The sequence below is a fragment of the Caulobacter sp. D5 genome (assembly GCF_003185805.1).
GTDB lineage: Bacteria > Pseudomonadota > Alphaproteobacteria > Caulobacterales > Caulobacteraceae > Caulobacter.
The window spans coordinates 1-1550 of the sequence record NZ_QHJY01000579.1; the positions used below are offsets into that span (position 1 = coordinate 1).

Genomic DNA, 1550 nt, shown 5'->3' on the forward strand with positions numbered 1-1550 from the left:
CCTCCCGCGGTGGTGCAGCCGAGGCCGCCGATCGCGCCGCCGCCGGACGTGACGCCGCCGCCGCCGCTCCCGATCCCGCCCGTCAAGGAGCGGGTCGAGCAGACGGCGCCGCCGATCATCTCGTCGGCTCCGCCGGCGCCGGTGACGGCTCCGCCCGCCCGGGCTTCGGTCGTGACGCGTCCCGATTGGGCGCGTAAGCCGAACGCCGACGACATGGCCCGGTACTATCCGGACCGTGCACAGCGGACGGAAACCGGTGGTCGTGCGACGATCCGTTGCACGGTGAACGCCAAGGGTTCGCTCGAGAACTGCTCGGTCGTGTCGGAATCTCCGGCCGACTACGGTTTCGGCGACGCGGCCCTGAAGCTGTCGCGCCTCTTCCGCATGAAGCCGAAGACCCTCGATGGGGCTCCGGTGGACGGCGGCGAGATCACGGTGCCGATCACCTTCCAGGTCCCGCAATAGCGACGACCTGGGAACGATCCCAAGAAGACGCCCTGGAGCATCCGCTCCGGGGCGTTTTTCTTTGCCCTCTCTCCTGCGGTCGGAGCGGGGCGTTTTCGGGGCGCGATTTTCTCCGTTTCGGGGCTTTTCGCCGCTTGATCCCGACGGCGGGTCCGACTAAGAACACGCCTCTCGCGGAGCCGCCTTAGCTCAGTTGGTTAGAGCGCTAGATTGTGGATCTAGAGGTCCTCGGTTCGAGCCCGAGAGGTGGTACCACGCGAGACGTTGAAAAGGCCCGGCGGCGACGTCGGGCCTTTTTCGTTTCCTGGCTCCGGTTGGAGAATTCCTCAGCCCGCGGCGCATCTTGACGCTTGCGCCGAAATCAAACGCTTGTAAGGGTTCCCTATGGGTAAGGGGATTGAAGTCTTGAGTTCGACCACCGAGATCGCCGCCGGCCAAGAGGCCGAGGCCCAGGAAACCGAAGCCGTCACCAAGAACCTGGTGTTCACGGCCGCCGAGCGGCTGTTCGCGCTGCACGGCTTCCAGAACGTGTCGGTGCGCGACATCACCGCCGCCGCGGGCGTGAACCTGGCGTCGGTGAACTATCACTTCGGCTCCAAGGACGCCCTGCTGTTCGAGATCTTCAAGCGGCGCACGGCCGAGCTCAATCGCGAGCGGGCCAAGATGCTGCACGAGGCCAACGACCGTAACGCCGGGACCCCGCCGGTGCGCGAGATCCTGGCGGCCCTGCTGACCCCGCCGCTGCGCTGGCTGGCCCCCGACCATGAGCGCCGAATCTCGCTGCAGTTCCTGATCCGGGCCCGCAGCGAGGGCACCGACGAGATCCGCCAGGTGCTGAAGACCGACGTCTCGCACCTGCGCCGCTTCTCCGACGCTCTGCTGAAGGCGCGGCCGGAGCTGTCGGCCGAGGAGGTCTACTGGCGGCTGCACTTCACCCTGGGCATGCTGCACAACAACCGCTTCGCCGAGTTCGACCGCCTGAACGTGCTGTCGGAAGGCCAGACCAGCGAGGCCGACGTGGTGTCGCTGCTGGACCGGATGCTGGGCTTCGCCGAGGCCGGGTTCGCGGCTTAAATCCCTCTCTC

Annotated in this window: 2 protein-coding genes and 1 tRNA gene; all 3 read left to right on the forward strand. The window is 67.0% G+C overall.

Annotated elements, in window-relative coordinates; genetic code table 11:
- Positions 1-465, forward strand: a 465-nt coding sequence (locus DMC18_RS25460; protein WP_146218238.1) for an energy transducer TonB, incomplete at its 5' end; no start/stop codon positions are given.
- Between the two features lie 178 nt (positions 466-643).
- Positions 644-720 (forward strand) — tRNA-His (locus tag DMC18_RS25465).
- A 150-nt stretch (positions 721-870) separates the two neighbouring features.
- Positions 871-1539, forward strand: a complete 669-nt coding sequence (locus tag DMC18_RS25470; RefSeq protein WP_110119360.1) for a TetR/AcrR family transcriptional regulator — start codon at positions 871-873, stop codon at positions 1537-1539.
- Positions 1540-1550 lie beyond the last annotated feature (11 nt).